The following is a 26,529-nucleotide window of genomic DNA, read 5'->3' on the forward strand; positions in this document are numbered from 1 at the left end:
GGGCAGGATCACTTCCCGGCCTTGTCGGCGCTCGGGAAGAACAGCGGCTCGCCGCCGATCTTGTAGTTCGCGATGGCCGTCTGGCCCTCGGGCGAGACGAGCCAGTCGATGAAGGCCTGACCCTCCTTCACCTTCACGGTCGGGTGCTTCTCGGGGTTCACCAGCATCACGCCGTAGGGATTGAAAAGCTTGGAATCGCCCTCGACCAGCACGGTCAACTCGCCGCGGTTCTTGAACGAGAGCCACGTGCCGCGGTCGGCCAGGATGTAGGCGTTGAGCGCGGAGGCCGTGTTGAGGGCCGGGCCCATGCCCTGGCCGACATCGCGGTACCAGTCGCCCTTCTGGGCCGCCAGATCGACGCCGGCCTCCTTCCAGGCCCGCAACTCGGCGCTGTGGGTGCCGGAGCGGTCGCCGCGGGAGACGAACGGCGCCTTGGCCTCGGCGAGTTTCCTGAAGGCATCCTGAAGCCCCGCGCCCTTGATGCCAGCCGGGTCGGCCTTGGGGCCGATCACGACGAAGTCGTTGTACATTACGTCCTTGCGGGCCTTGGCGAAGCCTTCGGCGACGAACTTGTCCTCCGCCGCGCGGTCATGGACCAGCACCACGTCGGCATCGCCCCGGCGGGCGGCGTCGAGGGCCTGTCCGGTGCCCAGCGCCACAACCTTCACCTCGATGCCGGTCTTGTCCTTGAACAGCGGCAGGATGTGCTTGAACAGGCCCGATTGCTCGGTCGAGGTGGTCGAGGCGACGACGATGGATGGCGGCTCCGCGCGGGCCGGCACGGCGGCGGCGAGGCCGGCGGCGAGGGCGAGGCTCAGGACGCCGCGGCGTAGGAGGTCCAAGGCAATTCTCCGGTGAGATAGGCCCGCGCTTCGGGCGTTCGGGGGGAGGGTAGGATGGTGCGGGTCGGCCCCTGCTCGACGGCGCGGCCGGCATCGAGCACGATCGCGCGCTCGGCGAGCCGCGCGACCTGCCCGAGATTGTGCGAGACGAGGAGCACGGCGGTGCCGGCCCGCGCCATCTCGGCCACGAGATCCTCGACGACGGCCGTCGCCGCCGGATCGAGGCTCGCGGTCGGCTCGTCGAGGAGCAGAAGGGTCGGGCGCAAGGCCCAGGCGCGGGCGAGCGCCAGCCGCTGCTGCTCGCCGCCGGAGAAGCGGGTGGCGGCGTCACCCGCCCGCTCGAACAGGCCGACGCGGGCCAGCGCGGCGGCGACACGCTCCCGCCGGTCGCGGCGCGACAGCTTGAGCGGGCCGAGCGCCAGGGCGACGTTGGCCGCCGCGCTCGCGCGGATCAAAGCGGTGCGCTGGAAGACGAAGGCCGTGCGGCCGGGGCCGACTCGGACGGCGCCGGAATCGGGTCGGAGGAGGCCGTCGATCACGCGCAGCGTCACGCTCTTGCCGGCGCCGTTCGGGCCGATCAGGGCCGTCACGCCGCGGGCCGGTACGTCGAAGGTGAGCCGGTCGAGGATCGGGCGACCGCCCAAGCTGAGGCTCACGCCGTCGAGGCGGATGACGGGGGCCGCGCTCATCCGTAGGCCCTCGCCGCATGGCCCCGCAGCAGGGCGGCGGCGGCGTTGACCGTGAGGACGAGCCCCATCAGCACGACGCCCAGCGCCAAGGCGAGGCTGAGGTCGCCCTTCTGGGTCTCCAGGGAGATCGCCGTCGTCATGGTGCGGGTGTGGCCGTCGATGTTGCCGCCGACGACGAGGACGGCGCCGATCTCCGAGATCGCCCGGCCGAAGGCGGCGAGCCCCGCCGTCACCAGGGAGAAGCGCACGTCGTAGATCAGCACCAGGGCCCGGCGCGGCGCGGAAAGGCGCAGCGAGCGCAAGGGTTCGCCGAGATGCGCCTCGGCATCGGCCACCACCTGCCGGGTGAGGGCGGCGACCAGGGGCGTCGCCAGCACCGCCTGCGCCGCCACCATCGCGCCGGGGGTGAACAGCAGGCCGAGGCCCCCGAGCGGGCCGGAGCGGGACAGGAGCAGGTAGAGCACCAGCCCGACGATGACCGGGGGCAGCCCCATGAAGGCGTTGAGCACGGCCACGAGCGCGTCCCGGCCGGGAAACCGCGCCACCGCCACGAGGCTCCCGAGCGGAATCCCGAAGAGAAGGCCGAGGCCGACCGCCGTGAGGCTGACGCGCAGGGACAGCCACGCGATCGCGATCACGTCGCGGTCGAGCGTCCACAGGCGGGCGAACGTCTCGTGAAGGGTCTCTGTCATCGCCGCCGTCGGCGCGGGGGATGCGCCTTGCCGCGTCGGATGCTACGCCCTCCATGAGAAGATCAATAGGAAAGCGCTTGCATATGAGGGTGAGCCTCCGGATCGACGGCCGGGCGGGGGGCGGCCGGGCCGACATCGCCATCGGGCCGACCCAGGCGCTGCTGGAGGCGCTCGATCGCACCGGCTCGCTTCAGGGCGTCGCGGAGGAGCTCGGCGTGTCCTACCGCTCGGCCTGGGGTCAACTCGCGGCGCTCGAACACGCCCTCGGCCGCCCGGCGGCGGTGAAGACCAAGGGCCACGGCAGCGTGCTGACGCCGCTTGGCGCCGGGTTGCTCGCCCTGCTCAAGGCCTCGCAGGTGCGGCTCGGGCCGGCGCTCGCCGCCGAGGAGATGGCGCTCGGCGACGGCCTGCGCCGCCTGATGGAGCCGGACGTCGCCCGCATCCGGCTGGCCGCGAGCCACGATCCGCTGCTGTTGGAGGCGGTGGAGTCGCGGCCCGAGATCGACCTGATGGTGGCGGGCAGCCTCGACGCGCTGGCGCGGCTGCGCGAGGGCGCAGTCGAGGCCGCGGGCTTCCATTACGGCAGCGACGACGATCCGCCGCCGCCCTTCGACGGGGTGTTTCGCGATGCCGACCTCGCCGTCGCGCCGCTGTTTCGCCGGGAGCAGGGCCTGCTGTTCGCCCCCGGAAACCCGCTGCGGCTCACGGGCGTCGAGGACATCGCCGCGCGGCGAGCCCGGTTCGTGAACCGGCAGCGGGGGGCGGGCACCCGCATCTGGTTCGAGCGGCTGTGCCGGGAGGCCGGCGTGCCGCTCGAATCGATCGTCGGGCACCATACAGAAGAGTTCACGCATCAGGCGGTGGCCGCGCTGATCGCCACCGGGGCGGCGGATGTCGGCATGGGCACCCGCGCGGTGGCCGAGCGCTTCGCCCTCGATTACCGGCTTCTCGGCTGGGAGACCTATTACCTCGCCGCCCGCGTCTCGCTGCCGCCCGCGCGGCTGGCGCCGCTGCAGGACCTGATCCGCCGCCGTGCCGGCGCGGTCTCAGGCTACGCTCCGCCGGAGGCCTACCAGAGCGAGGCGTGAGGGTAGAAGGCCAGCGGATCGCCCGGCGCGACGCCCAGCGCGTCGTCGGGCAGTTCTACGAGGCCGTCGCTGCCGGTGAGCGAGGTCAGCACGCCGGCCCCGTCGCGGGGAAACTTTTTGGCGATCAGGCCGTCCGGTCCGTGGGCGAGCGTGACGCGAACGAATTCCCGGCGGCCCTGCTTCTTCTTGTAGGAGAAATCCGAGCGCACGGAGAAAGCCTGCGGCGGCTCGTGGCGCGCGCCGCTGAGCGCGGCGAGCAGCGGGCGCACCACGAACAGCAGCGTGACGTAGACTGCGACCGGATTGCCCGGGAGCCCGATGAAGGGCGTGCCGGCCACCAACCCCGCCGCCACCGGCCGGCCGGGCTTGACCGCGAGGCGCCACATCACGAGCCGTCCGATCGCCTCGACCGCGGCCTTCACGTGGTCCTCCTCGCCGGTCGAGACGCCGCCGGAGGTGAGGATCAGGTCGTGGCCCTCGGCCGCTCGGGCGAGATGGCCCGGCAGGGTTGCCGCGTCGTCGCGCAGGATGCCGAGATCGGAGACCGCGCAGCCGAGCCGGCTCAGCAGGGACGCGAGCAGCACCCGGTTCGAATCGTGGATCGCGCCGGGTCGCAGGCCTGCGCCGGGCTCGACCAGCTCGTCGCCGGTGGAGAACAGCGCCACCTTCAGCCGCCGCCGCACATCGAGCCGGGCATGGCCGGTGGCGGCGGCCAGCGCGAGATCCTGCGGGCGCAGCCGCCGTCCGGCCGGGATGGCGAGCGCGCCGCGCTCCAGATCCTCGCCCGCGGGCCGGGCATTGGCGCCGGGCTTCAGCCCCGGCGGCAGGGCGACCCGATCGCCGTCGCGGGTCACGTCCTCCTGCATGAACACGGTGTCGGCGCCGGACGGCATCGGTGCGCCGGTGAAGATGCGGATCGCCCCGCCGGGCCACGCTTCCGCCGCAGCCGCGCCCGCCGGCAGGCGGCCGGTGACGGGCAGCACGGTCTCGGCGCCGGGTGCGAGGTCGGCATGGCGCACGGCGTAACCGTCCACCGCCGAGTTGGCGAAGGGCGGCAGCGCGTGTTCGGCGAAGACGTCCCGCGCCGCGATGCGCCCGTCGGCCTCCCCGAGCGGCACGGATTCGGTGCCGGCGATGACCGGGAAGCGCTCGGCGATGCGGGCGACCGCCTCCTCGATCACCATGAGCTTGCCGCCGAAGGCGAAGCAATCGTCGGTGAGCTGCGCCATCACACGGACTCCAGCCGGGCCAGCACCGCGTCGAGCGGCTCGGCGCGGGCCAGCACCAGATCGGCGATGGCCTCGATGTCGTCGAGCCCGACCACCGGCACGCCGGCCTCCGGGAAGGGGATGTCGCTGGCGATGCCGACGATCCGCGGGTCGTCGGGGTGGATCGGCGGGCGGCCGTTGGCGTCGCGGAACACTTCGAGCTTGGGGTGGGCCTCGCGCTTGAAGCCCTCCACCAGGGCGAGGCCCTCCGGCGTCAGCCGCCGCAGCAGGTCGGGCAGGCGCGCCTCTTCCCCCTCGTCGACCTCGCGGATCTGCACCCAGCGCCGGGACGAGGAGACGATCACCTCGCTGGCGCCGACCTGTCGGTGGACATGCGAATCTTTGCCCGGATGATCCACGTCGAAGGCATGATGGGCGTGCTTGAGCGTGGCGACGCGCACGCCACGGGACACGAGGAGCGGGATCAGCCGGGACAGCAGCGTGGTCTTGCCCGCCCCGCTCCAGCCGGCGAGGCCGATCACCCTGAGCCCGCTCATCTGGCCTCTCCCACCGGCGTGAAGCCGAGCTTTTCGAGCGCCGCCGCGGTTTCCAGCGCGCCGAGCAGGGACAGGAAGGCGGCGAGCGCCGGGCGGTCTTCCGTCCCGCCCGCGTAGGCGAAGTCGTAATGCTCTTCCGTCAGCGGCCGGAAGCCGAGGCCGTAGGCTTTCGCCACGCTGGCGATGGCCACGCCCCAATCGGCTCTTCCTTGCGCGACCGCGGCCGCGACGGCGTTGTGCGAGCGGGGCTGGTTCCAGAAGCCCGCGGGCCGCGCGCCCTTGAGCAGGCCATCGACGAGGAGGCGCGTGCCGGATCCGGCATTGCGGTTGACCATCACGCTGTCGGGCTCGGCGAGGGCGGCGGCGATCCCGGCCTCGGCGCTGCGCCCCTCGAACCGTCCGTCGCCCTCGCGAAACACCACGCCCTGCAAGCGGCGCCAGCCGGGGGCGAGGCGCATGCCGTCGTCGAGGAGCGGCGCGTTGTAGCGGCCGGTCTCGGGATCGAGCAGGTGCATCGCGGCCAAGTCGCATTCGCCGCGCCGAAGCGCCGCGAGCCCGCCGGCCGAGCCGACCCAGACGGTACGGGCGGTGAAGCCGCGTTCGGCCAGGAGCCCGACCAGCCGGTCGAGGCCGACGCAATGGCTGCCGACGATCGTGAGGTCGGGCATGCGCACGCCCGCGCCGAGGCGGACCACCGAGACCGCCTCACCCGCCTCCAGCCCGGAGCGAGCGGCGGGGATCGCGAAGAACCCGTCGGCCTGGCTGAAGGCGGTGACCGAGCCCGAGCCCTTCGGCAGCGGCAGGGCCACCGGCCCCTCGGGACCACGGCCGAGGGAGGCCATCACGAACTCGGTGCGGCCGAGTTCGGACGGGACGCGCTGCGGCACGCAGGCCGCCACCGCCTGCTCCTCCCGCGGCGGCAGGCCGGCGAGCGCGCGGATCAGCGGCACGACGAATTCGTGGAAGGTGAACATCGCCGAGGTCGGGAAGCCCGGCAGCACCACGACCGGTGTGTTCTGGGCCACCGCCAGGCAGAGCGGCTTGCCGGGTTTCAGCGCGACGCCGTGGACGAGGATGCCGGGCGATCCCAACTGGCCGAGGATGCGGTGGGACACGTCGCCCGCGCCCTTGGAGGTGCCGCCCGACAGCACCACGAGGTCGTGGCCGGCGAGCGCGCCGCGCAGAGCCTCTTCGAGCGCCGCCTCGTCGTCGCGGACGATGCCGAGGGCGACCGGCTCGCCGCCGTTCTCGGCGACGGAGGCCGCGACGATGGCCCCGTTCGAATCGTAGATCGCGCCGGGCCGCAGCGGGCTGCCGGGCGCCACCAACTCGTCGCCGGTCGAGAGGATCGCCACGCGCGGGCGGCGCACCACCGGCACGGCGGCCAGCCCGCAGGCCGCCAGCATGCCGATCTCGCGGGCGGTGATCGTCAGGCCCTTGCGCAGAACCGTCTCGCCGAGCGCCATGTCGGCGCCGGCATACCCGACGAACTGGCCGGGGCGGACCGGGGCCGACACGTCGATGACAAGGCTCGCCTCGTCGAACTCGGTCTGCTCCACCATCACCACGGCATCGGCGCCGCGCGGGATTACGCCGCCGGTGGCGATCGGCGTGGCGGTGCCGGGCGCGACGGGAAGGGCCGGGGCGACGCCGCAGGCCAGGATCTCGCGGTTGAGGGCGAGCCGTCGCGGCTGCGACGGGGCGGCGCCCTCGGTGTCGGCGGCGCGCAGGGCGAAGCCGTCCACCAGCGCCCGGTCGAAGGGCGGCACGTCGATGGGGGAGGCGACATCGCCCGCCAGCACCCGGCCGAGGGCCTGGGCGAGCGGCACCATCTCGGGCGCCAGCGCGGCGTGCGGCACGGCGGCGCGGAAGGCGGCGAGCGCGTCCTCGCGGCTCACCACCGTCAGAAACTGCTCCTGGCGCGCCGCGGCGGCGAGGCGGCGGATGAAATCCTCGGTGTCGCGATCCGGGGCGTCCTGGGGATTGCCTTGGGGTCCGCTCACCAATCCCAAACCTCGATTGTCGTCCCCTCCGGATAGCCTTCGCGCTCCGGCGGCACCAGCAGGACCGCGTCCGCATCCACCAGCTGCCGCAGCGGCAGATCGACTCCGCCGAGCGGCACGACCCCGTCCGCGCAGCGGCGCAGATAGACGATCTCGCTCAACCCGATGCCGGACGCGACTTTTTTCGCGAGGACGGCGGGCCGGCCCGTCGGCGGGGCGGTGCCGGACAGGGCCGCCAGCAGCGGCCGGGCGAGCGTGACAAACACCGCGAGCGCCGCCTCGGGCGCACCCGGCACCAGCAGCACCGGGCGCCCCGCCGCCTCGCCGAGCCCGGCGGTCTCCCCCGGCCGCAGGGCGAGGCCGTGGGCCAGCAGCCGGCCGGCGCGGGCGAGGCCGGCGGCGCTGTGGTCGCTCCGCCCGAAGCCGGTTCCGCCGATCACCAGCACGGCGTCGGCCTGCGCGGCGAGGATCGCCTCGGCGATGGGTTCGGGCGCGTCCGGAACCGCGACGGTCGCGGTCGTGCCGCCTTGCCCCGCGATCAGCGCCGTGAGGAAGGGCGACAGCGCGTCGGGCGCCGGGGTGCCGGTGACGACGAGGGCGATCCGCGGGCGCCGGATCGGGATCGCCGACAGGCCGCAGCTGGCGAGCGCCAGAAGGTGGCGCGGCGCGATCCGCTCGCCCGCTTCGAGCAGGGCCTCGTCCATCCGGAAGTCGCCGCCGGCCTCCCGCACGCCCTCGCGCACGAACACCTCCGCCACCGCGTCGCGGCCTTCGAGCCCCTCGGGCGGCAACACCGCGTCGGTTCCGGCGGGCAAGCCGTCGCCGGCCTCGACCCAGACGGGGGCGCCGGGCAGGCGCACGGGGGCGTAGGGCGAGGCGCCGCCGAACAGTGCGGCCTCGACCGCGTAGCCGTCCCGCAGGGCGGTGGGGGTGGCGGGCACGTCGCGGGGCGCGAGGACCGGCTCGGCCGCGAGGCCGCCGGATGCCTCGGCGAGCGCCACGGTCTGCGCCGCCACCGGCCGGGCCAGACCGAGAAGCAGCGCTCGGGCGGCATCGAGCGGCATCAGGGCCGCGGAGGCCGACCGCCTCATGCAGGCGCCCGGAGGGATGCCGCCTTCCGCCGTCGCAGCGTTGCGTGTGTCATGGGGAAGCGATGCGCCATCCCCTCGGGATGATCAAGGTTCCGGTGCCCGCGCCCGGCGCGGCCCGGCCGAAGCGTCGTCGATCACGACCCGCGTTGTTGAAAATCTCGGCGACGGGGATGAAGTCGTCACCGTAATCGTACCGAGATTCACGACCGTCGCGACACAGATCAACCGAAGGCGACCGACGAACAACCTCGTACAAGACGGGTGCCTGCACTGGGTTCCCGGCGTCGGATGCAACGTTCGGCCGCGTTCGGCGCCGGCGACGTCGCCCTATCTCCCGCCGCAAACCCCCACCTCGAGCGGATCACGATGAGCATTCTGCGAAAGATCGGCGACGTCATCGCCTCCGGCACCGGTGCGGTCGCCCGTGCCCTCACCGCCGGGTTCGACGCCCTGACCGGCCCGGTCGGCCGGATCAACGACCGGGTCGAGGCGCATCTGCGCGACCGGACCACGCTGCTACGGGCCCATTACGGCAACAAGGCCAACCGCGAAGCCAAGCCCCTGCCGGTGCTCGAGGGGCCGATCGACCTGTCCATGCGCGGCGGCATGCGGGACGCCGCCTGACCGGTCTCGCCCGGCCGATGCGCCGGAGCATGCTGCTTCCTCATCGGAAACAGCACGCTCCGGCGCCTTGTGTTCGCACGATGTTTCCGGAAAACCAGACTCCAGTTTTCCGCATCGTGGGCTACGCCGCCAGCCCCCGCTTCTTCAGCAGGGGCTCGATGCTCGGCAGACGGCCGCGGAAGGCGGTGTAGGCCTCCCGGGCCTCGCGCAGGTTGCCCGCGCCGTAGACGTAGCGGCGCAGGCGGCCCGCGGTCTCGGGATCGAAGATGTCGCCGGCCTCGCGGAAGGCGTCGAAGGCGTCGGCGTCGAGCACCTCCGACCAGAGATAGCTGTAATAGCCGGCGGCATAGCCGTCGCCGGAGAAGATATGCGCGAAATGCGGCGAGCGGTGCCGCATGGAAATCTCCGCCGGCATGGCGATGCGCTTCAGCGCGTCGGCCTCGAAGGCCAGCACGTCGAGCCCGTCCTCCCCGGCCGCCGAGAGGTGGAGGGTCATGTCGACGATGGCCGAGGCCGTATACTCGACCGTGGCGAACCCCTGATTGAACGTGCGGGCGGCGAGCAGCCGCTGCAGCAGCGCGTCGGGCATCGCCTCGCCGGTGCGGTAGTGCCGGGCATGCGCCCGCAGCACCTCCGGCTGCTCCAGCCAGTGCTCGTAGAGCTGCGAGGGCAGTTCCACGAAGTCGCGGGAGACGGCGGTGCCCGACAGGAGCGGGTAGGTCACGTCGGACAGCAGGCCGTGCAGGCCGTGGCCGAATTCGTGGAACAGGGTTCGGGCGTCGTCGAAGGAGAGCAGCGTCGGCTCCCCGCGCGGGGCGCGGGCGAAGTTCATCACGTTGACGATGATGGGCTTGATGTCGCCGTCGAGCCGCTCCTGCGAGCGGAAGGCGCTCATCCAGGCGCCGGAGCGCTTGGAGGACCGGGCGAAGTAGTCGCCGAGGAACAGCCCGATCTCGGCGCCGTCGGCGTCGCGCACCTGCCACGCGCGGACATCCGGATGGTAGCGCGGCAGGTCGGCGACCTCCTCGAACGAGAGGCCGAACAGCTTCGAAGCGGTGTCGAACGCCGCCTGGATCACGCCTTCGAGCGGCAGGTACGGCTTGATCTCGGCCTCGTCCAGATCGTGCTCGGACTTCCGCAGCTTCTCGGCGTAGTGGCGCCAATCGTGGGCTTCGAGGGCGAAATCGTGCCCCTCGGCCCGCACCAGCGCCTGAAGCCGCTCGCGCTCTTCCCCGGCCCGGCGGAGCGCCGGGGTCCAGACGTCGCGCAGCAGCGCCATGGCGGCGTCGGGCGAGGCCGCCATGGTGTCGTCGAGGCGGAAATGGGCATAGCTCTTGAAGCCCAGGAGCCGCGCCCGCTCGGCGCGCAGCCGCACGATCTCGGCGATGAGGCCGCGGTTGTCGGTCTCGCCGCCGTTCTCGCCCCGGCGGGTCCAGGCTTCGTAGGCCCGCGCCCGCAGATCACGGCGGGTGGAGAAGACGAGGAACGGTTCGATCAGCGAGCGCGACAGGGTGACGACGTGGCTGTGGCGGCCGCCGCGCTCCGCGGCCGCAGCGGCCGTGGCGTCGCGCAGGAAGGGCGGCAGGCCGGCGAGATCCTCCTCACCCTCCAGCGGCAGGACGAAGCCGTTCTCGTCGGCCAAGAGATTCTGGCCGAACTGCGTGCCGAGTTCGGCGAGCCGGGTCGCGATCTCGGCGATGCGGGCCTTGGCGTCGGGGGCGAGGTCGGCGCCGGCGCGGCGGAAGCGGGTGCGGGTCCGGTCGAGCACGCGCGCCTGCTCGGCATCGAGCCCCTCGGCCGCCGGATCGATCGCCGAAAGGCGCGCCCACAGCTCCGGGTTCAGGGAGATCGCGCTCGAATGCCGGGCGAGCTGCGGCGCCACCGCCCGCTCGATCGCCTGCAATTCCGGGCTGGTGGTGCTGCCGGAGAGGTTGAAGAACACGCTGGCCACCCGCTCCAGCGCCTTGCCGGAGCGCTCGAGGGCCGCGACCGTGTTGTCGAAGCTCGGCGCTTCGGGGTTGCCGGTAATCCGGACGATCTCCGCCTCGTGCGCCTTCAGGGCATCGGCGAAGGCCGGCACGTAGTGCTCGGGCCGGATCGCCTCGAAGGGCGGCAGGCCGAAGGGCGTCGACCACTCGGCCGCCTCGAACGGGTTCGCGCCCGCGGCGTCGGTGCTCGGATCGCGTGCGGTGTCGGCGGTCATGCGTCAAAAACCCTTCGGAGCGCGGCTCGGCGCCGAGCATAGGTTTGCCGCCCCTCGTACGCAAAAGGCCCGTCGGCAGGGCGGCCCCGTCACGATTGCCGGCGGGCGTGGCCCCGGCGTCCTTGCCTGCCGGGGATCGCCGACGGATCACGGATGATCGGCCTCCTGTGCGAGGCGTTCGGGAAAGTCCGGGGCATGAGTCCTGTCGCGATCGCCTGCCTGCTGACCGCCATCGGCCTCGCGAGTCCCGCCGGGGCGGAACCGGCCAGAGCGCTGTCCGGCCAAGCGGATGCCGGTTCGTCGAAAGAAAGCGCGGCCCGACAAAAGCTCGGAGACGCGTCCCGGCTCAAAGTGGTCGAGCGCGGCGCCAGCCCTCCGGCTGCCACCGTGCCGTTGCCGCCACCGGAGCCGCCCGCGCGGCCGGCCGACCTCGTCCCCCCATCGCCGCAGATCGCGCCGCTCCCGCCCGAACGCCCGCCGGAACTCGGCACCGCCAGGGAACCGGGGCCGAAGCCGGTCGGGGAGGGGGCAAAGGAGCCCGAGGCCAGGACGGTCGCACCGGCCATGGCCCCCGAGGCGCCGCTGCCGCCCACCCGTCCGCCGGAGCTGTCGGGGGAGGCGGCCCTGGCGCTCAAGGTCGCGGCCCCGGACGATGCCGCCTGCCTGCGCCGGCTGGAGCGGCTCGGCGCCCGGTTCGAGGCGGTGCCGCCGCTGGGCAACGGCCAGTGCGGCGCGCCACACCCCTTGAGCGTCACGGCGCTCGCCGACGGGATCGCCCTGGAGCCCGCCGCGACCCTGACCTGCCGCACGGCGGAGGCCCTCGCCCGCTGGACCACGGAGGTGCAGGCCGCATCCCGCAAGGAGCTGGACGACTCGCTCAAGAGCCTGTCGCTCGGCGGCACCTATGTCTGCCGCGGCCAGAACCACGACACGGAGGCCAAGCTCAGCGAGCACAGCTTCGCCAACGCCATCGACGTGATGGGCTACGGATTCGCCAAACGCCCGGCGATCAAGGTGAGCGCCGCCGCCGAGGGCACGCCGGAGGCGGCGTTCCTCGCCGCGGCCAGGGCCAGCGCCTGCCAGTTCTTCCGCACCGTCCTGGGGCCGGGCAGCGACGCGGCGCATGGCAACCATCTCCATCTCGACGAGCGCGAGCGCAACGCCGGCCATCGCCTCTGCCAATAGTGATGCTTCGCCGCGGGAACGGCGGCGCTGATCGGTCATTTCTCCTGCCATCGTGCAGCGGAGACGGACGGGTGATGGTGCGGTCATGGATGCGGGGTGCCCTGGTCGGGCTGCCCCTCCTCGGCGCGAGCCTTCCGGCCCTCGCCGCGCCCGAACCCGCCCAGGAGGCCGCCAATCAAGCCGCAAGGCCGGAAGCGGCCGCGCCGGCCCTGACCAAGGAAGCGATCAACGGCGCCGTCTTCCGCGAGCCGGAGGGGCCCTCCGAGGATCGGCCGGAGGACGGCAAGGCCAAGGGTGAGGGCAAGGGTAAAGCCAAGGGTGAGGCGAAGCGTAAGGCGAAGGATAAGGCCGAGCGCGCCCGAAAGACCGAGACGAAGCGGCCCGATCCGCTTCTGATCAAGGTGCAGGTTCTGCTCGACCGCGCCCGCTTCTCGCCGGGCGCCATCGACGGACGCGACGGCGAGAACCTGCGCGGCGCCTTGAAAGCCTTCGCGGCGGCGCAAGGGCTGCCCGCCGACGGGAGGCTCACCCGCGCGCTGTTCGACAAGCTTCAGGGGACGAGCCCGGACCCGGTCGTAACCGATTACGCGATCACGGAAGCCGACGTGAAAGGCCCCTTCGTCGAGACGATGCCGGCGAAGATGGAGGAGCAGGCCGATGTCGGGCCGATGCGCTACACCAACACCCGCGAGATGCTGGCCGAGCGCTTCCACATGCAGCGCGACCTGCTCTCGGCGCTCAATCCGGGCGTGGCGCTCGACAAGGCCGGCGGCTCCCTGATCGTCGCCGCGGTGCCGCCGACCGGCGACGGCAAGGTCGAGGGCGCGCCGCTCGCGCCAAAGGTCTCCCGCATCGAGGTCGACAAGAGGACGAAGCGGGTGCGGGCCTACGCCGAGGACGGCACGCTCACGGCCGATTACCCGGCCTCCATCGGCAGCAGCGAGAAGCCTGCCCCGGACGGCACCGCCAAGGTGAAGGCCGTCGCCTTCGACCCATGGTACACGTACAATCCGAAGTACAAGTTCAAGGGTGTGAAGACGAACCGGAAATTCTCGATCCATCCGGGCCCGAACAATCCGGTCGGCCTCGTCTGGATCGACCTGTCGATCGAATCCTACGGTATCCACGGCACGCCGGAGCCGGAGAAGATCGGCAAGACGGAATCGCATGGCTGCATCCGCCTGACGAACTGGGACGCCCGCGATCTGGCGAGCCACACGGTGAAAGGCGCGAAGGTCGAGTTCCTGGACAAGTAGGCGGTTCATACCGAGCGGCCCGGAACGGGACCGATGGTTCTGTTCCGTGCGTCCTGCGGACGCCCGCCGCACCTCCCTCGCGGGGGCAACCGGCGATGCGTCGGGATCATCGCCGATCGGTATCACTCCCGCGTCAGAAACCCGCCGATCGCGAGCAGCATCGCATCCCCCAGAAACGCCAAGGCGGCGGTGGCCGCCGTCCCTTGCAGCAACCCCGAAACATTTTGGTTCTGGAGGCCGGCGAGGATCGGTGTGCCCAGCGTCGAGGCGCCGGCCAGCGCCCCGACTGCCGCCACCGAGATCGACAGGATCGATGCCGTGCGCAACGTCTCGATCAGGCCGGGGGCGGCGAGCGGCAGCTCGACCTGGGTGAGGATCTGGCGGCGGGTGAGCCCGATGGCCTCGGCCGCCGCGCGGGCCTCGGGCGAGACCGCATCGAGGGCGCCGACGGTGCCGCGTAGGGTCGGCATCAGGCCGTAGGCGAGGAGCGCCAGCAGGGTCGGCGGGCCGCCGAAGCCGAGCACCGGCAGGGCGAGCGCCACGACGACGACAGGCGGCAGGCTCTGCGCGAAGGCCGCGAGGGTATCGATGCCCGCGCGCAGGGGGGCGAAGGCCTCCCGCGTGGCCGCGATGCCGAGCCCGAGCCCGAGAGCGGCGACGATCAGGAAGCCGAGTCCGGCGAGCGCGAGATGGCTGATCGCCAGTTCCCCGAGGCGGTCCACGGCGAGCGGGCGCGATCCGCCGCCCGCGAGCAGACCGGCCACGGCCGGATGGCTCGCCGCCGCCAGCGCGAGGGCGAGGAGCAGCGGCGCCAGGGCCGAACGACACGCCGCCTTCATGCCGGCCAGCGGCGGCGCGCCGCCGCCTCCAGGGCCGCCAGGGCCGATTCGGCCGCGAGCGAGAGGGCGATCACCGGCAGCGCGCCGAGCAGGATCAGGTCGGGGGCGAATTGCGCCATCCCGTCGAAGACGAGGCGCCCGAGCCCGCCCGCGCCGACCAGCTGTGCCAGGGTGGCGAGCCCGAGCGCCTGAACCGCCGCGACCCGCAATCCCCCAATTAACAGGCCGGCGCCCAGGGGCAGGCGCAAGGCCGTCAGGGTCTGGCGCGGGGTCAGCCCGAGGGCGCGGGCGGCGTCCAGCGCCGCCGGATCGGGCGCGCGCAGGGCGCCTTGCAGCCCGCGCCAGAGCGGCAGCAGCAGGTAGGCGGCGATGCCGATCAGCGCCGGGCCGGCGCCGAGCGCCGACAGGCCGGCGGCGCGCAGGCCCGGCAGCAAGGCCAGCACGGCGGAGGCCGCCGCGACCAGGCCGCCGAGGAGGGCGACCGCCGGCACCACCTGAACGCCGCCGACCAGCAGATCGACCGCGCCGCGCCCGCGCCGCCAGACCCCGAGCGCCCCGGTGACGAGGCCGGCGAGGATCAGGGCGCCGCCCGACAGGGCGAGATGATCGAGGATCGCCCGCGCCAGGCCGTCGCGCCGGGCGTGGAATTCGACTGTGAGGGAAAGGGCGTCGAGCCTCCCCGCCGCACCGAGACCGGCGGTCAGGGCGAGGATTGCGACGGCCGCGAGCCAGCCGGGGGCGGGGAGGCGGCTCGCGCGCATCCCGAACACCATTCCGGCGCCGAGGCCGAGCCCGACGAGCCACGCCCCGGCGGCGAGCCGCGCCCGCGCCGCCGGCGGTTGCCCGGCCAGAAGCTCGGACGCGCCAGTGCCGAGGCCGACCAGCAGCAGGGCGAGGCCACCGGCGCAGGCGAGGAGGCCGAGCCCCGCGCCGACCCGCCCCCGGGCCGACGCGACCAGCGCGGGACCGGTCGCGGCCAGCGCCAGCAGCGGCCACAGCCAGGGCCCGAGAACGGCGGCGGAGATCGGCGCGCCGGTGACGAGACGGTTCGGCGCGAGATGCAGCAGCGGCAGGCTCGCCAGCACCAGCGGCAGGACGAGCGCCGCCGCGAGCCGGGGGAGGGCGGCCCGCGCCCCCGAGACCGCCATCGTCATCGCGCCGCGGCCCGCGGCCCGAGCCATGCGGCGGCCACCGCCTCGGCGGTGCGGCCCTCGACGGCGACCTCGGCGTTGAGGCGGCGCAGGGTCGCGGCGTCGAGGGCGGCGAAGAGCGGATCGAGGGCCGCCGGAATCGCCGGGTGCCGCTCCAGGATCGACGCCCGGATCACCGGGGCCGGCTCGTAGACGATCTGGGCGCGCTGCGGATCGCTCATCACGACGAGGTCGAGGGCGGACAGCGCCCCGTCGGTGCCGTAGACCATGCCGGCATTGATTCCGCTGATGTTTTCCGCCGCCGCCCGCGCCGTCACCGCGGTGTCGCCGCTGGGCAGGCTGACGATGCGGGCGCTCGGCAAGCGGAAGCCGTAGGCCGCCTCGAAGGCCGGAAGCGCGGCGGGGCTCTCGACGAACTCGGTCGAGGCGGCGAGCCGGATGCGGTCGGCGCGCACCGCGCGGGCGAAATCCGCCATGCTGGCCAGAGCCTCCGCACGGGCCAGAGCCCCGTTCACGGCGATGCACCACGTGTTGTCGGCCGGCGCCCGCCCGAGCCAGACGAGCCCGCGCGCGCCGTCCAGGCGCCGGGCCGCGGCGTAGGCCGTCTCGCCCGCCTTCCAGGCCGGGTCCGTCTCGGTGCCGGAGAAGAAGGCCACGTTGCCGGTATATTCGGGATAGAGGTCGAGTTCGCCCGACAGCAGCGCCGAGCGTACGATCAGCGTCGGCCCGAGGCCGAGGCGCCGCGCGACGGGAAGTCCCATCCCTTCGAGCACGCCGGCGATCAGGTGGCCGAGGATCGCCCCCTCGGTGTCGCTCTTCGACCCGATCACGAGCGGGCGCGCATCCGCCGCACCCGCCCCACGGGGCAGCGACGCGGCGAGGCCGGCGGCGCCCGCGCCGACGATCAGGGCGCGGCGGCGGAGGCCGGGGACGGCCTTCGGGCAACAGGGACGGAGAAATGTATCTCGGACTAACATCGCGGCGTTCACGATAGCATGCACGACCGGTCGGCGGTGCTTGACACGTCCGTCTTTCCAAGCGACCCCTGCCCTGAGCCGGGGCGGGAGCCGGATGGGGGACGGGCCGCGCCGAGCGGCGGGTGTCGCCTTGCCGCAATCGTCTGACGGATGCGATCGGAGCGGCCTCGGGCCGTCCGCAGCGAAAACGGATCTGAGGGAAGACGACCCGGCGTGAGTGTGGATTCGAACGAGGATCGTCTGACGGGCGCCCGCGTGCTCGTGGTGGAGGACGAGGCCGCCATCTCGATGCTGCTCGAGGACATGCTCCTCGATTTCGGCTGCGAGATCGTCGGCCCGGCCGCGCGGCTCGCAACCGCCCTGGAGATGGCGCGCGGGGAGGATTTCACCGTCGCCATCCTCGACGTGAACGTGGCGGGCGAGCCGATCTACCCGGTCGCCGAGGCCATCGCCGAGCGCAACCTGCCGATCGTGTTCTCCACGGGCTACGGCGGCGCGGGCATCCGCGAGCCGTTCCGCGACCGTCCGGTGGTGCAGAAGCCCTTCAGCCAGGCCGATCTCAAGCGCACCCTGATCTCGGCGATCGTCGCCGCCCAGGGCTGATCGCCGCGGCATCGTCCCGGATCCGCCGATCCGGAACGGTGCCTTCCGGGCAAGCGGGCCTGCTACGGCAGCCCGTTGCCCCCCGCCGCGCCGTAGACCTGGCCGGTGGCGTAGCTGCCGTCGGAGGCGGCGAGCTGGACGTAGATGCCGGCGAGCTCCACCGGCTGGCCGGGGCGGCCGAACGGCGTCGTCGCGCCGAACGTCTCCAGCTTCTCCATCGAGGCCCCGCCCGAGACCTGCAGCGGCGTCCAGATCGGGCCCGGCGCCACGCCGTTGACCCGGATCCCCTTCTTGGCGAGCTGTTTGCCGAGCGAGCGCACGAAGTTCGTCGTCGCCGCCTTGGTCTGCGCGTAGTCGTAGAGGTCGGGCGTCGGGTCGGTCGCCTGCTCCGAGGTGGTGGCGATGATCGCCGAGCCCGGCTTCAGGTGCGGCAGCGCCGCCTTGATGATCCAGAACGGCGCGTAGACGTTCGTCTTCATCGTCCAGTCGAACTGCTCGCTGGAGATGTCGAGGATCGAATCGTGCGCCTGTTGGCGGGCCGCGTTGCTCACCAGAAGGTCGAGACCGCCGAGTTCCCGCACCGCCCGCTCGACCAGATCGCGGCAGAAGGCTTCGTCCCGCAGGTCGCCGGGAATCGCCACGCCCGTCCGGCCCGCCGCCTTGATGATCGCGATCACCTCGCGGGCATCCGGCTCCTCGTCCGGGTGATAGTTGATGGCGACATCCGCGCCCTCGCGGGCGAAGGCGATGGCCGCCGCCCGGCCCATGCCGGAATCGCCGCCGGTGATCAGCGCCTTTCGCCCGGCGAGCCGGCCCGATCCGCGATAGCTCGTCTCGCCGTGGTCGGGCTTCGGCTCCATGCGGCCGGCCAGCCCCGGCCAGGGCTGCGACTGCCGCTTGAACGGCGGCTTGGGATATTTACCGATCGGGTCGGTCAGCGCCGGGCCTGCGGGCTCCTGCGCCGCCGCGGTGCCGGCGGCTGCGACCGATCCGCTTGCCGCGAGGGCGAGGCCGCCGACGCCTCCCACGAGCTGGCGGCGAGAGAGCGGATTGCGCGGGGTGTCCTCGGTGGCCATGGCGGCTCCTCTATGCGAGCCGGAGGAACCACGGGCGCGGGCCGTCGTTGCGGGGCGCGCTGTCGCAGGACGGTGACGCGCGGCACCGCCGTCCGGCCGCCGAGCAGCGACCGGACGGCGCCCCCGAGATCAGTCCTTCAGGGGCGGGCATTGTCCCTTGGCGTCCGCCGGCATGGTCTCGCCGGACTTGTAGGGCGTGTAGGCCTTCTTCTGCGCATCGTTCAGCCAGGCGGCGTCCTGCACCGGCCCGGTATAGAGGTGCCGGATCCAGGCGATGACCTGCAGGATCTCGTCGGGGTTCAGATCCTCGTTATGCGGCCCCATCATGCCGTTGGCGCCGCCCCAGATCGTCGAGAACAGGCCGACATCGCTCGTGTTCAGCGGGTAGGTCCAGTAATTGTCGTTGAGTCCCGGCCCGACCTTGCCCTCGGCATTGTGGCCGTGGCAGCCGGAGCACGAGGTCAGGAACAGGCTCTCGCCGTTGCGCAGGCACGACTTGTCGTCGATGTAGATGTTCTTGCCCGTTTCCAAGAACGTCTTCACCGCCTGGGTGTCGCGTCCGCCGGGCTTGCCTTCGGCGGTGCTCATGGCCTCACCGGTGATCGTGTTGCGCAGCACGATCCCGCTCTGCGGCGCGGACGCCGGCTGCGCGTCGGCGGCCGAGGTGAACCAGGTGAGGGCAAGGATAGCCGCGGCGAGGCACGGGGTTCGATTGAGTGTCATGAGACTCTTCGTTTCCTTATGAGAATTTTATTTGTAATGCGCGCAAGAAAAACAATAGTTTTACTGGATTAAATGGCAAGGGCATTCGTAGCCATCGACCTGCCCGCCGGACGGCGAGGGCGATCCCGACCCGGCCAGGACGGTTGCAACGGACGGTCTTTGCCTGTATCCGCGACCCTGCGCCCTTGAGACACCCTTGGAGGCACGGGCGCGCTGGGGATCGGTCGGGCCGTCCGCTTCGGGCGGCCTTTGTCGTTTTCTCCGGCTCCAATTTTCTGTTGAAGGATCACGCCATGAGCGCATCGAAGTCGCTTGAGGCCGTGGCACGCGACCGGGTCGGCAAGGGGGCCGCCCGGGCCGTTCGTCGCCAGGGCCAGATTCCCGCCGTCATCTACGGCGGCAACCAGGCTCCGCAGGCCATCGCCATCGAACTCATCCGCACCCGCACGCTGATCTACGCCGGCGGCTTCAAGACCACGCTGTTCGACATCAAGGTCGGCGGCAAGAACGTCCGCGCGATCCCGCGCGACTACCAGCTCGACCCGGTCTCCGGCGTGCCGCTGCATGTCGACTTCCTGCGCGTCGTCGCCGGCCAGACCGTGACGGTCGACGTGCCCGTGCACTTCCTCAACGAGGAGGCCGCGCCCGGCATCAAGCAGAACGGCGGCACGCTCAACGTGGCGCAGCACACGCTCTCGATCGAGGTCGCCCCCGACCAGATCCCCGAGGCGATCGAGGTGGACCTGACCGGCCGCGAGATCGGCGACGCGATCCACGTCTCCGACATCAAGATCCCGGCTGGCACCTATACCGGCGAGCCGACCGACGCCGTCGCCAACATCGTCCCGCCGACGGTGCTCGGCGCCGAGGTCGAGGCCGAGGAGGCCGCGATCGCCGAGGCGCAGTCCGCCGAGGCGGCCGAGGAGAAGGCCGAAGCCGAGGCGGCCGAGGGCGAGTCCGACGAGAAGTCCGAGGATTCGGACAAGGCGTGATCCGGTCCGGGCGCCGTTGCGCGCCCGGTCGATCGAACACGATGCCCCGGCCGCCCGGCCGGGGCATTTTCATGTGGAGCGGGGCATCGCATGCGGCTCATCGTCGGCTTAGGGAATCCCGGCCCGCGCTACGCGCGCAACCGCCACAATATCGGCTTCCTGGCGATCGACGAGATCGCCCGCGTCCACCGCGCCGCCCCGTTCCGCCGCCGCTTCCAGGGCGAGGCCGCCGAGGTCGTGCTCGGCTCCGAGCGCGCCATCCTCCTGAAGCCGCAGACCTTCATGAACGAATCCGGCCGCTCGGTCGGCGAGGCGCAGCGCTTCTTCAAGATCGCGCTCGCCGACGTGATCGTGCTGCACGACGAACTCGATCTGGCGCCCGCCAAGCTGCGGGTGAAGCTCGGCGGCGGGAATGCCGGCCATAACGGCCTGCGCTCGATCACCGCCCAATGCGGCAACGACTATCGCCGGGTCCGCCTCGGCATCGGGCATCCCGGCGACAAGGCGCTCGTGCACGCCTACGTGCTGAACGACTTCGCCAAGTCGGAGGAGCCCTGGGTCGAGGATCTGTGCCGGGCGGTGGCCGACCACGCCGCCGTGATGGCCGCGGGCGAGGATGCGAGCTTCCAGAACAAGGTCCACCTCGCCATGGCCGGTCGCGGCTGGGACACGGTGAAGACGCCGGCGGAAGCCGGGAAGGCGAAAGCGCGCGACGCGAATTGACACGGCGACGCCGGAATCCGATGGAGCCCGCAACCGGGCGCGGCTCCCGACCGATCAGCTTAGACTCGTAGGACCAGCCATGGGCTTCAAATGCGGCATCGTCGGCCTGCCGAACGTCGGCAAGTCGACCCTCTTCAACGCGCTGACCCAGACGGCGGCGGCGCAGGCCGCCAATTATCCGTTCTGCACCATCGAGCCGAATGTCGGTGAGGTGGCGGTGCCCGATCCGCGCCTCGACGCGCTCGCCAAGATCGCCACTTCGAAGGAGATCATCCCGACGCGGCTGACCTTCGTGGACATCGCCGGCCTCGTGCGCGGCGCCTCCAAGGGCGAGGGGCTCGGCAACCAGTTCCTGGCCAACATCCGCGAGGTCGATGCCATCGCCCACGTGGTGCGCTGTTTTGAGGACGGCGACGTGACCCATGTCGAGGGCAAGGTCGATCCCATCGCCGACATCGAGACCATCGAGACCGAGCTGATGCTGGCCGATCTCGACAGCCTGGAAAAGCGCGTCGTCGCCCTGGAGAAGCGCGCCAAGGGCTCCGACAAGGAGGCCAAGGAGTTTTTGGACCTCGTCAACCGGGCGCTGCCGCTGCTGCGCGACGGCAAGCCCGCCCGCCTCGTCGAGCGCAAGGCCGACGAGGAGCGGCTGTTTCAGCAACTCGGCCTGATGACGGCCAAACCCGTCCTCTACGTCTGCAACGTGGACGAGGGCGATGCCGACAAGGGCAACGCCCATTCTCAAGCCGTGTTCGACCGGGCCAAGGCCGAGGGCGCGGTGGCGGTCGTGGTCTCGGCCAAGATCGAGAGCGAGATCGCGGTGATGCCCCTGGCCGACCAGGGCGAGTTTTTGGAGGCGGTCGGCCTGACCGAGCCCGGCCTCAACCGGGTGATCCGCGCCGGCTACGACCTGCTCGGCCTCGTCACCTACTTCACCGTCGGCCCGAAGGAGGCCCGCGCCTGGACGATCACCAAGGGCACGCGGGCGCCGGCCGCCGCGGGCGTGATCCACACCGACTTCGAGAAGGGTTTCATCCGCGCCGAGACCATCGCCTACAAGGACTACACCACCCTCAACGGTGAGTCGGGCGCGCGCGATGCCGGCAAGCTGCGGCTGGAAGGCAAGGACTACGTCGTGCAGGACGGCGACGTGCTGCATTTCCGCTTCGCCAACTGATCCCGGCTTGCACCTCCACCCGCGCCACGCCTGGGACCTGACGCCGTCCGAGGCGGTGGCGCTGCAGAAGCGGCTGCGAGGCGAGGTGGTGGCGGATCGCGCCATCGACCTCGCGAGCGTCCGCCTCGTGGCGGGCGTCGATGTCAGCGTGAAGAACGAGCGCTCCCGCGCCGCGGTGGTGGTCGTGACCTTTCCCGGCTTCCTCTTGGTCGAGACGGCGACCGCGGAGCGGCCGACGCCGTTTCCCTACATGCCCGGCCTCCTCAGCTTTCGCGAGGGGCCGGTGCTGGAGGAGGCCCTCGGCCGGTTGAAGATCGAGCCCGACGCCTTCCTGTTCGACGGCATGGGCATCGCCCATCCCCGCCGCATCGGCATCGCCAGCCATATGGGCCTGTGGCTGGAGCGCCCGACCGTCGGCGTCGGCAAGACCCGCCTCGTTGGCACCCATGCGCCGCTGGCGGAAGGAAAGGGCGCCCAGGTTCCGCTGATCCACCGCGGCGAGACCATCGGCGCGGTGGTCCGCGCCCGCACCGGCACGCTGCCGCTGTTCATCTCGCCGGGGCATCTCGCCGACATCCCGAGCGCGGTCGCCCTGGTGCTCGCCTGCACCCCCCAATACCGGCTTCCGGAACCGATCCGGCTGGCCCACCGGGCGGCGGGCGCTTTCTGAAACGCCGCCGGTCGGCGGACCCGCGCGGACGCCGCATCCCCTCGGAGTCCCGGCGCAGCGGCACGACCACAATCCGCACCCGAACCAGCTAGACAACTTCAAGTAATAGGATTGCCCGAAGGGGAGGTCGGATCGACGGCGCGCGCCCCCCGCCTTCGCGGCTCCGCTCCTGCGCATCCGGCGGCGGCAAGTCCTTGTCCCGAGCGTCTTTTATTATAAAGTTTATTTTCGTTCCAATGAGCCTTTCAATCTATAATAATTCCATCATGCAACCTATAGGTCGAGTCTTTGTTGTGGTCATTCGAGCCCAATGGTAAGTGCCGCGAGTATAGGAGCCGGCGTTACGCTCGGCACCACGGGCACTTGATCGATGCGGCGGTCCCGAGACGCCGCACGCATTGAGGGGACGCGATGCCGACGAGAACGAAGGACGCAACGACCGCCGTCTTGCTGGAGGTGCTGCTCCACCAGCGGGCGGAACTGGTGGAGACAGCGCGCCGGGTGGTGCGCTGCGGCGCCCGGGCCGAGGACGTGGTGCAGGACGTCGCCCTCAAGGTCTGCCAGAACGGCGTCACCGCCGACATCGCCGACGCCGCGGGCTTCCTGCGGCGGATGGTGCGCAACGCCGCCATCGATGCGGTGCGCCAGTCCGGTCGCGAATGCCGCCGCAGCGCCCCGTCCGAGGCCGGCGACGCGGTGCCCGCCCCCTGCGACTGCCCGCTGCGCCGGCTCGAGGCGCGCCAGTCGCTGCGGCTGGCGATCCGGGCGCTCGACCAGGCCCCCGCCCGCACCCGCGAGGCGTTCCTGGCCCACCGCATCGAGGGCGTGCCGCAGAAGGACATCGCCGCCCGCGCCGGCGTCTCGCCGACGCTCGTCAACTTCATGATCCGCGACGCCACCGCGCTCTGCCGGGCAGCGGCGGTCTGAGGTCCGCTCATGCGCTGGCCTGCGCGGCCGGCGTCATCCCGGCCTCCACCAGCCGGCCGTTCTCGAGCTTCACGCAGCGGTCGGCGACGTCGAAGTAGCGGTCGTCGTGGGAGATCGCCAGCACCGCCTTGCCGCGGGCCCGCAATTCGGGAAGCAGCTTGCGGTAGAACACCTCGCGGAAGGCCGGGTCCTGGTCGGCGGCCCACTCGTCGAACAGGTAGAACGGCCGGTCCTCCAGATAGGCGACCACCAGGGCGAGGCGCTTGCGCTGCCCTTGCGACAGCGAGCGGGTCGAGAGCACGCCGTTCGTCACCGAGACCTTGTGGCCGAGTTCGAGCTTGGCGATGAGGGCGTTGGCCTGCGCGTCCAAGGCCGCGCCCGGCCCGCTCAGGCCGTCCAGCGTCGGGAACAGGTGGAAATCCGAAAAGACCGCCGAAAACAGCCGTCGCAATCGGGCACGATCGAGTTCGGTGATCGGCGCCCCGTCGAGCAGGATCGAGCCGCCGTCCGGCCGGTAGAGCCCGGTCAGCACCTTGGCCAGCGTGGTCTTGCCGCTGCCGTTGCCGCCGATCAGGATCGTCACCTCGCCCGGCCGGAACGCGAGATCGATCGGCCCCAGCTCGAACATCCCGTCCTCGGATTCGCGGTAGTAGCGGTGGCGTACACCCGCCAGCCGCAGTTCGCGAAAACCCGTTGCGGGAGCGCGCGTTAGCACCGGCTCCGGCTCGGCCACCGCCGCCATCAGCCGGTCGATCCGCCCCATCGACACCCGCGCCTGCTGAGCGTTGGGCAGGTTGTTCAGCAGCGCATCGAGCGGCATCATCAGGTAGAGGAACACGACGATCGAGCCGGCCCCCGAGAACGTGCCGAAGGTCAGCACGCCGACCAGGGCGTGCACCAGAAACAGCGCGATGGCGGCAGCCGCCACGTAGATGTGCAGCCCCCGCAGGCGGTGCGCCCGAATCTCCTCGATGCTGCGCTCCAGGGAGAGCTTCAGGAAGGCTTCGGAGCGCTCGCGGTTGAGCTTCAACTCCTTGGCGCCGCTGAACAATCCGTCGAAGTGCGCGAACAGCTCGTCCTGCGCCGTGCCGGCCCGGTCGAGTTCCTTGAGCGCCCGCGCATGGCCGAGATGGAACACCAGCGAGCCGCCCAGGATCGTCGCCAGCGCGAGCGCGAAGGCGGCGAGCGAGGTCCAGGCCAGATAGGCGAGGCAGCCCGCCACGATCACGGCGTTCATCACGATGTTCGGGAAGGCGACGAGGAAGTCGGCCACCCGCGCGGCGTCGTCGGTCATCACCGACTGGACCCGCGACGCGCCGAGCCGCTCGACCCGGGCGAACTCCGCCGCCGCGACCCGCCCGGCCAGCGTCCGGCGGATGTCGAGGAGCACGCCCTCGCCGAGGCGCGCGAACAGCATCCCGCCGCCGACCCGCCCGGCGAGCCCCAGCAGGGCCGCCGCCGCGAAGCCCGCCGCCAGCCATTGCGGATCGTGGCGCCCGGCCAGCATCTCGTTGGCCGCCGCCACCATGCCGATGCCGGCCGCCGCCGCCGCCAGGCTCGCCCCCAGCGCTAGGACGAGCAGATGCCGCGGGCACTGCGCCAGGATCCGAAGAAGCGCGCCCCTGTCCGGGGGCGCGGCCGAGGTCTCGGGTTGCATCGCCCCTCCGGCGGATCGTTTGCCATTCAGGACGCGCGGGCCGGCGAAGAATTTAGTCGTTTCGGTTCGAGAAACGCGCGCCCCCCGACAAAAGCGAGGCCGATCGGGCGTCTTCGCGCTGTTTCGGGCATCTCCCGCTAAATTTCCTGATGCCCCGTCCGTCCTGCCGTCGAGAGGCCGGGCAACCGGCCGTTCCGGGAGCGGTCGCACGGCATGGGCATGGCCAGAGGCATGGCACTGAGGACGGTCCCCGCGCAGACCGAGGAATGGGCGCCTCCGTTCCTTCCGGTGAGCGCGCGGGTCGCCGCGGTGGAAGGCGACCGCATCGCCCTGATCCAGGGCGAGGGGCGCCTCACCTATGTCGCGCTGAACGCTCGCGCCAACGCGCTGGCGCATGCCCTCATCCGCCGCGGCGTCCGTCGCGAGGACCGCGTTGCGCTGCGCCTCACCCGCTCTCCGGACGCCTTCGTGGCCATCCTGGCCGTGCTCAAGGCCGGCGCCGCCTACGTGCCCGTCGATCCGGAAGCCCCCCTGGAGCGCCGCGGCACCGTCATCCGCCAGGCGCAAGCTCGCCTGCTCCTCACCGATGTCCCCGGCGAGGCCCCCGCCGCCTGCCCGACCCTGCGCCTCGACGAGCCGGACGCCTTCGCCGGACCCACGACCGAGCCCGGCGTCGCGATCCACCCGGACCAACTCGCCTACGTCATCTTCACCTCCGGCTCGACCGGCCAGCCGAAAGGCGTCGCCGTCGCCCACGGGCCGCTCGCCATGCATGCCGAGGCGGTGGGCGCCCGCTACGGCCTCACCGGCGACGACCGGGTGCTGCATCTCATCGCGCTCTCCTTCGACGGCGCTACCGAGGCCTGGCTCGCCGCCCTGTTCCATGGCGGGCGCCTCGTCATCGGCGAGCCCCGCGGCTGGACCGCCGAGGATACCCTCGACGCCATCCGGGCCGAGGGCGTCACCGTCACCGGCATGTCGCCGGCGCTGCTCACCAGCCTCGCCGAGGCGCAGGCGCAGGCGCAGGCCAGCGGCGGCGGCCCGCTGCCGATGCGCTCGTGGACCGCCGGCGGCGAAGCCTTCGGCATCGAGGCGTTCCAGGCGGTGCGCGACACCTTCGCCCCGGCCCGGATCATCAACGGCTACGGCCCGACCGAGACCGTCATCACCCCGCTGCTGCTGACAATCGATCCCGACACGCCCGCCACCGCCTGGGACGGCGCGGATTGGCTGCCGATCGGCACGCCCGTCGGCGCCCGCACCGCCCACGTCCTCGACGAGACGCTGCAGGAGGTCGGGATCGGCGTGCCGGGTGAGCTTTACATCGGCGGCTACGGCCTCGCCCGCGGCTATGTCGGCGCGCCGGCCGAGACCGCCGCGCGCTTCGTGCCCGACCCGTTCGGGGCCGCGGGCGGGCGGCTCTACCGCACCGGCGACCGGGTGGTGCGGCGCGCCGACGGCTCGCTGAGCTATCTCGGCCGGATCGACGCGCAGGTGAAGGTGCGGGGCTTCCGCATCGAGCCCGGCGAGGTCGAGGCGCATCTGCTGGCCCATCCGCGCTGCCGCGAGGCGGCGG

General features: G+C 72.1%; 25 protein-coding genes. 11 read left to right on the forward strand and 14 right to left on the reverse strand.

Translation table 11 applies throughout. From position 1 onward, the window contains the following. Nucleotides 1-8: 8 nt before the first annotated feature. From BM140_RS23065 to BM140_RS23075, 3 genes are read right to left on the reverse strand one after another with little or no spacing between them, the layout of a single operon-like run. Nucleotides 9-842: an ABC transporter substrate-binding protein gene (locus BM140_RS23065; protein ID WP_091951549.1), complete on the reverse strand. Its 834-nt coding sequence runs from the start codon at nucleotides 840-842 to the stop codon at nucleotides 9-11. Continuing rightward, nucleotides 815-1,531, reverse strand: a complete 717-nt coding sequence (locus BM140_RS23070; protein ID WP_091951551.1) for an ATP-binding cassette domain-containing protein — start codon at nucleotides 1,529-1,531, stop codon at nucleotides 815-817. The genes BM140_RS23065 and BM140_RS23070 overlap by 28 nt, the downstream gene beginning before the upstream one ends. Further along, nucleotides 1,528-2,223: an ABC transporter permease gene (locus tag BM140_RS23075; protein ID WP_091951553.1), complete on the reverse strand. Its 696-nt coding sequence runs from the start codon at nucleotides 2,221-2,223 to the stop codon at nucleotides 1,528-1,530. The genes BM140_RS23070 and BM140_RS23075 overlap by 4 nt, the downstream gene beginning before the upstream one ends. An 83-nt stretch (nucleotides 2,224-2,306) precedes the next feature. On the opposite strand from BM140_RS23075, the gene BM140_RS23080 reads away from it, so the two are divergent. Continuing rightward, on the forward strand, nucleotides 2,307-3,311 hold the full coding sequence (locus BM140_RS23080; RefSeq protein WP_244535601.1) for a substrate-binding domain-containing protein: 1,005 nt from the start codon (nucleotides 2,307-2,309) through the stop codon (nucleotides 3,309-3,311). Here BM140_RS23080 and BM140_RS23085 read toward each other — a convergent pair. From BM140_RS23085 to BM140_RS23100, 4 genes are read right to left on the reverse strand one after another with little or no spacing between them, the layout of a single operon-like run. Beyond that, a complete protein-coding gene (locus tag BM140_RS23085) occupies nucleotides 3,293-4,540 on the reverse strand; it encodes a molybdopterin molybdotransferase MoeA (RefSeq protein ID WP_091951557.1) in 1,248 nt (415 codons plus the stop codon). The two genes, BM140_RS23080 and BM140_RS23085, sit on opposite strands and share 19 nt — an antisense overlap. Next, nucleotides 4,540-5,076, reverse strand: coding sequence for a molybdopterin-guanine dinucleotide biosynthesis protein B (mobB, locus tag BM140_RS23090; RefSeq protein ID WP_091951559.1), 537 nt, complete (start codon nucleotides 5,074-5,076; stop codon nucleotides 4,540-4,542). The genes BM140_RS23085 and mobB overlap by 1 nt, the downstream gene beginning before the upstream one ends. After that, complete coding sequence (locus tag BM140_RS23095; RefSeq protein WP_425287083.1) at nucleotides 5,073-7,088, reverse strand: molybdopterin biosynthesis protein; 2,016 nt, start codon at nucleotides 7,086-7,088, stop codon at nucleotides 5,073-5,075. The genes mobB and BM140_RS23095 overlap by 4 nt, the downstream gene beginning before the upstream one ends. Then, nucleotides 7,076-8,170: a molybdopterin-binding protein gene (locus BM140_RS23100; RefSeq protein WP_091951564.1), complete on the reverse strand. Its 1,095-nt coding sequence runs from the start codon at nucleotides 8,168-8,170 to the stop codon at nucleotides 7,076-7,078. The genes BM140_RS23095 and BM140_RS23100 overlap by 13 nt, the downstream gene beginning before the upstream one ends. Nucleotides 8,171-8,536: 366 nt before the next feature. Between BM140_RS23100 and BM140_RS23105 the strand changes: the two genes are divergently transcribed. Beyond that, nucleotides 8,537-8,794: a hypothetical protein gene (locus tag BM140_RS23105; RefSeq protein ID WP_131803938.1), complete on the forward strand. Its 258-nt coding sequence runs from the start codon at nucleotides 8,537-8,539 to the stop codon at nucleotides 8,792-8,794. 121 nt (nucleotides 8,795-8,915) lie between these two features. Here BM140_RS23105 and BM140_RS23110 read toward each other — a convergent pair whose 3' ends face one another. Continuing rightward, nucleotides 8,916-10,997 (reverse strand): M3 family metallopeptidase, encoded by a 2,082-nt coding sequence (locus BM140_RS23110; RefSeq protein WP_091951568.1) that lies wholly within the window; start codon nucleotides 10,995-10,997, stop codon nucleotides 8,916-8,918. A gap of 195 nt (nucleotides 10,998-11,192) precedes the next feature. Here BM140_RS23110 and BM140_RS23115 point away from each other — a divergent pair, with 195 nt between their 5' ends. Together BM140_RS23115 and BM140_RS23120 are read left to right on the forward strand one after the other, a co-directional pair. Then, complete coding sequence (locus BM140_RS23115) at nucleotides 11,193-12,182, forward strand: extensin family protein (RefSeq protein WP_091951593.1); 990 nt, start codon at nucleotides 11,193-11,195, stop codon at nucleotides 12,180-12,182. 74 nt (nucleotides 12,183-12,256) lie between these two features. Beyond that, the gene (locus BM140_RS23120) at nucleotides 12,257-13,438 is read left to right on the forward strand and encodes a L,D-transpeptidase family protein (protein WP_091951570.1); all 1,182 of its coding nucleotides are present in this window, start codon (nucleotides 12,257-12,259) and stop codon (nucleotides 13,436-13,438) included. 122 nt (nucleotides 13,439-13,560) lie between these two features. On the opposite strand, the gene BM140_RS23125 is transcribed toward BM140_RS23120, so the two are convergent. Genes BM140_RS23125 through BM140_RS23135 form a run of 3 tightly spaced genes read right to left on the reverse strand, consistent with a single transcriptional unit; the run spans nucleotide 13,561 to nucleotide 16,405 of the window. Further along, the gene (locus tag BM140_RS23125) at nucleotides 13,561-14,277 is read right to left on the reverse strand and encodes an ABC transporter permease subunit (protein ID WP_091951572.1); all 717 of its coding nucleotides are present in this window, start codon (nucleotides 14,275-14,277) and stop codon (nucleotides 13,561-13,563) included. Next, nucleotides 14,274-15,458 carry an ABC transporter permease subunit gene (locus tag BM140_RS23130; RefSeq protein ID WP_425287084.1) on the reverse strand — a complete coding sequence of 395 codons (1,185 nt, stop codon included), beginning with the start codon at nucleotides 15,456-15,458 and terminating at the stop codon, nucleotides 14,274-14,276. The genes BM140_RS23125 and BM140_RS23130 overlap by 4 nt, the downstream gene beginning before the upstream one ends. Then, nucleotides 15,428-16,405: a glycine betaine ABC transporter substrate-binding protein gene (locus BM140_RS23135; protein WP_091951597.1), complete on the reverse strand. Its 978-nt coding sequence runs from the start codon at nucleotides 16,403-16,405 to the stop codon at nucleotides 15,428-15,430. Before BM140_RS23135 ends, BM140_RS23130 begins: the two co-directional genes overlap by 31 nt. A gap of 213 nt (nucleotides 16,406-16,618) precedes the next feature. Between BM140_RS23135 and BM140_RS23140 the strand changes: the two genes are divergently transcribed. Then, nucleotides 16,619-17,008 carry a response regulator gene (locus BM140_RS23140; protein WP_091951574.1) on the forward strand — a complete coding sequence of 130 codons (390 nt, stop codon included), beginning with the start codon at nucleotides 16,619-16,621 and terminating at the stop codon, nucleotides 17,006-17,008. 62 nt (nucleotides 17,009-17,070) lie between these two features. On the opposite strand, the gene BM140_RS23145 is transcribed toward BM140_RS23140, so the two are convergent. Both BM140_RS23145 and moxG read right to left on the reverse strand, forming a co-directional pair. Then, entirely contained in the window at nucleotides 17,071-18,084 is a 1,014-nt protein-coding gene (locus BM140_RS23145) for an SDR family oxidoreductase (RefSeq protein ID WP_091951576.1), read from the reverse strand. Nucleotides 18,085-18,213: 129 nt separating this feature from the next. Continuing rightward, complete coding sequence (gene moxG / locus BM140_RS23150; RefSeq protein WP_091951578.1) at nucleotides 18,214-18,807, reverse strand: cytochrome c(L), periplasmic; 594 nt, start codon at nucleotides 18,805-18,807, stop codon at nucleotides 18,214-18,216. A gap of 293 nt (nucleotides 18,808-19,100) precedes the next feature. On the opposite strand from moxG, the gene BM140_RS23155 reads away from it, so the two are divergent. The 5 genes from BM140_RS23155 to BM140_RS23175 all read left to right on the forward strand — a co-directional run bounded on the left by BM140_RS23155 (nucleotide 19,101) and on the right by BM140_RS23175 (nucleotide 23,296). Beyond that, nucleotides 19,101-19,799 (forward strand): 50S ribosomal protein L25/general stress protein Ctc, encoded by a 699-nt coding sequence (locus BM140_RS23155; protein ID WP_091951580.1) that lies wholly within the window; start codon nucleotides 19,101-19,103, stop codon nucleotides 19,797-19,799. A 90-nt stretch (nucleotides 19,800-19,889) separates the two neighbouring features. Further along, nucleotides 19,890-20,522 carry an aminoacyl-tRNA hydrolase gene (gene pth, locus BM140_RS23160; protein WP_091951582.1) on the forward strand — a complete coding sequence of 211 codons (633 nt, stop codon included), beginning with the start codon at nucleotides 19,890-19,892 and terminating at the stop codon, nucleotides 20,520-20,522. Between the two features lie 79 nt (nucleotides 20,523-20,601). Continuing rightward, nucleotides 20,602-21,699 carry a redox-regulated ATPase YchF gene (ychF, locus tag BM140_RS23165; protein ID WP_091951584.1) on the forward strand — a complete coding sequence of 366 codons (1,098 nt, stop codon included), beginning with the start codon at nucleotides 20,602-20,604 and terminating at the stop codon, nucleotides 21,697-21,699. 7 nt (nucleotides 21,700-21,706) lie between these two features. Continuing rightward, nucleotides 21,707-22,369 (forward strand): deoxyribonuclease V, encoded by a 663-nt coding sequence (nfi, locus tag BM140_RS23170; RefSeq protein WP_091951586.1) that lies wholly within the window; start codon nucleotides 21,707-21,709, stop codon nucleotides 22,367-22,369. A gap of 411 nt (nucleotides 22,370-22,780) precedes the next feature. Then, a complete protein-coding gene (locus BM140_RS23175) occupies nucleotides 22,781-23,296 on the forward strand; it encodes a sigma-70 family RNA polymerase sigma factor (protein WP_091951587.1) in 516 nt (171 codons plus the stop codon). A gap of 7 nt (nucleotides 23,297-23,303) precedes the next feature. On the opposite strand, the gene BM140_RS23180 is transcribed toward BM140_RS23175, so the two are convergent. Continuing rightward, nucleotides 23,304-24,953, reverse strand: a complete 1,650-nt coding sequence (locus BM140_RS23180; RefSeq protein WP_091951589.1) for a cyclic peptide export ABC transporter — start codon at nucleotides 24,951-24,953, stop codon at nucleotides 23,304-23,306. Between the two features lie 231 nt (nucleotides 24,954-25,184). Here BM140_RS23180 and BM140_RS23185 point away from each other — a divergent pair. Continuing rightward, a partial coding sequence (locus BM140_RS23185) for an amino acid adenylation domain-containing protein (RefSeq protein ID WP_114436019.1) occupies nucleotides 25,185-26,529 on the forward strand: 1,345 nt, incomplete at its 3' end.

Source organism: Methylorubrum salsuginis (genome assembly GCF_900114375.1).
In the GTDB taxonomy this organism is placed as follows: domain Bacteria; phylum Pseudomonadota; class Alphaproteobacteria; order Rhizobiales; family Beijerinckiaceae; genus Methylobacterium; species Methylobacterium salsuginis.